Origin of the sequence: Longimicrobium sp. (genome assembly GCF_036554565.1) — a bacterium.
GTDB lineage: Bacteria > Gemmatimonadota > Gemmatimonadetes > Longimicrobiales > Longimicrobiaceae > Longimicrobium.
In genome coordinates, this window is record NZ_DATBNB010000758.1 from 1 (window position 1) to 2,617 (window position 2,617).

The 2,617-nt window shown below is 71.3% G+C and carries 3 protein-coding genes; all 3 read left to right on the forward strand.

What is annotated here, in order from left to right; translation table 11 throughout:
- Nucleotides 1-764 (forward strand): leishmanolysin-related zinc metalloendopeptidase (locus VIB55_RS21345; protein ID WP_331878696.1); only part of this gene is annotated, 764 nt, incomplete at its 5' end.
- The gene (locus VIB55_RS21350) at nt 761-1,366 is read left to right on the forward strand and encodes a hypothetical protein (RefSeq protein WP_331878697.1); all 606 of its coding nucleotides are present in this window, start codon (nt 761-763) and stop codon (nt 1,364-1,366) included. The genes VIB55_RS21345 and VIB55_RS21350, both read left to right, overlap by 4 nt.
- 411 nt (nt 1,367-1,777) lie before the next feature.
- Nucleotides 1,778-2,617: YifB family Mg chelatase-like AAA ATPase (locus VIB55_RS21355; RefSeq protein WP_331878698.1), on the forward strand; the 840-nt coding region annotated here is incomplete at its 3' end.

Here is a 2,617-nt window from a genome sequence, read left to right on the forward strand (position 1 = left end):
CGTCGGCCGCCAGGTGGAGCACCATCATCAAGGGCGATCTCCCCGCCGCCGCCGGGGCCATCCCCGAGAACGCGTGCGGCTCCGGAACGCCCAGCGCCGACCAGACGTACGATGACCTGCTGATCTTCGCCGCCGTCGCCGACATCGACGGCCCCGGCCAGGTGCTGGGCCAGGCGGGCCCGTGCTTCGTCCGGAACCCCGGCAGCCTTCCGGTGATCGGGATGATGCAGTTCGACGTGGCCGACCTGAACGCGCTGGAAGCGAGCGGGCGGTTGAGCGCGGTCATCCTCCACGAGATGGGGCACGTGCTGGGGATCGGAACCATCTGGTCGCTCCTGGGCCTGCTGAAGGATCCCAGCACCGCCGCCGCCCCGCTGGACACCTACTTCAGCGGCGCGGGGGCGATCGCCGGGTTCAACGCCATCGGGGGCAGCACCTACACCGGCGGGCAGAAGGTGCCCGTAGAGAACACCGGCGGAGCGGGGACCATGAACGGGCACTGGCGCGAGTCGGTGCTGCAGAACGAGCTGATGACCGGCTACCTGAACAGCAACGTCACCAACCCGTTGAGCGTGCTGACGGCGCGCTCGCTGGCGGACCTGGGATACGTCGTGGATCCCGCGGCGGCCGACCCCTTCTTCCTGACGCTCTCGGTGAGGGCCGACGGCGGCGCGCCGCAACCCGGACTGCGGCTTCACAACGACCTCTACACCGGCCCGCTGTACACGCTGTCGCGCACCGGCCAGCGCACGAGGATCCGGTGACGCTCAGGCATCGCCTGGCTCCGGCGCTGGTCCTGGGAACGGCGCTGGCGCTCTCCGGGGCCACCTGCGCCGGCCGTGGGCCCGCCCCCGCCTCCGTACCGTGCGCGCCCGTGGAGGGCGAGTTGGCCGCCGGGGCGCAAGCCGAGCCGCTGCAGGGGGAGTTCCGGCTCACCCTGGCGGCGGCGAGCGGGCCGCGCGCGGGGAGCTCGGCCGCGGGAATGCTGCGCCTCCACTCCTTCGGAACCAGGCCGGCACCCGTGCCGGCGACGGCGGGCGTCTCTCACCCGCTGTACGGCGCTACAGACGTTCGCCTGGCGGAAGTGGGCGCCGCGGCTCACGGCGACGCGACGCGCGACGATCCCGCCGCGCCGGGGGTGCTCGTCATCGAGTGGCAGCGGTCGGGACCGCCCGTGCGGAACGAGATCACCCTGCGCCTGGGCGCCGATGCCAACCGCGGCGGCCAAGCTCGCTTCGATGGCGCGCACATGGCGCTGTTCGTGACGTCGCTCTCGCCCGAGCGCTTCACCGGCCGCTGGCGAAGCGGCGGCGGCGACCAGCAGGCCGAGGGCTATTTCTGCGCGGAGCGGACGGGGCGGCGCTGAGTCCGACCCGCGACCGCTGCTGGTCGATAAAACAAGAGGCACGGAGAACGGTCGCGTTCTCCGTGCCTCCTTTTCACGTCCGGTGGATGGTGTAAAGCGGAGGTCGCACCGGGGGCGCGGCCGATCCAGGCCGCAATCGGTGCATGCGTCCCGAAGGGGCGGGCCGTTGCGGCCACGCATGCATCCCACGGCGCGGATCGGGTTGAGTCCGCGGCGCTTGCTGAGCACCGATCGCCGCTGGACGCCCGCCCTGGTGTTTCGCACCGAGGCGGCATCTGTGTCCAGCCGCTTCGGGACACCGCGGGACCGAAGTGCTCCGTGGCGGATTGTGAAAGTTGACAGAGGAAACACGCGGCCGGTAGGTTTCGGGGGTCCGCCTTGCCCTCCGAACCGCCCCCGTGGAGGCCCGCTTTGCTCGCCCGAGTCCTGTCCGGCGCCGTGCTGGGAATCGATGCCTACCTCGTCACCGTCGAAGCCGACGTAGCCAGCGGGCTTCCCGCCTTCTTCACCGTCGGGCTACCGCAGGGCGCCGTAAAGGAGGGCCGCGAGCGAGTGATCGCGGCCATCCAGAACAGCGGCTACCTGATCCCCCCGAAGCGGGTGACGATCAATCTGGCCCCTGCCGACATCGCGAAGTCGGGCAGTGGGTTCGATCTGCCCATCGCTCTGGGGATCCTGGCCGGGACGGGGCAGCTGGACTCGCTCGACCGGCTGGAGCGTTACCTCCTGCTGGGGGAACTGGCGCTGGACGGCGCGCTGCGGCCCATCCGCGGCGCGCTGTCCATCGCCATCACCGCCCGGGCGGCGGGGCTCACGGGGGTTGTGATTCCCCAGGAAAACGTGCCCGAGGCGGCTGTCGTCGACGGGGTGGAGGTGCGCGGCGCCACCACGCTCACCGAGGTCATCCACTTCATGGAGGGCTCGGGAGACCTGCCGCTCGCCTGCGTGGACCGCGACGAGCTGTTCCGCACCGCCTCCACGTACGACGCCGACTTCGCGGACGTGAAGGGGCAGGACCACGTCAAGCGCGCGCTGGAGGTGGCCGCGGCGGGAAGCCACAACATCCTCATGGTGGGTCCGCCGGGCTCCGGCAAGACGATGCTGGCGCAGCGCATCCCCGGCATCCTCCCGCCGCTGACCTTCGAGGAGGCGCTGGAGACCAGCAAGATCCACTCGGTGGCGGGGCTGCTGAACGGGGGCCAGTCGCTGGTGGGGACGCGCCCGTTCCGGAACCCGCACACCACGATCTCG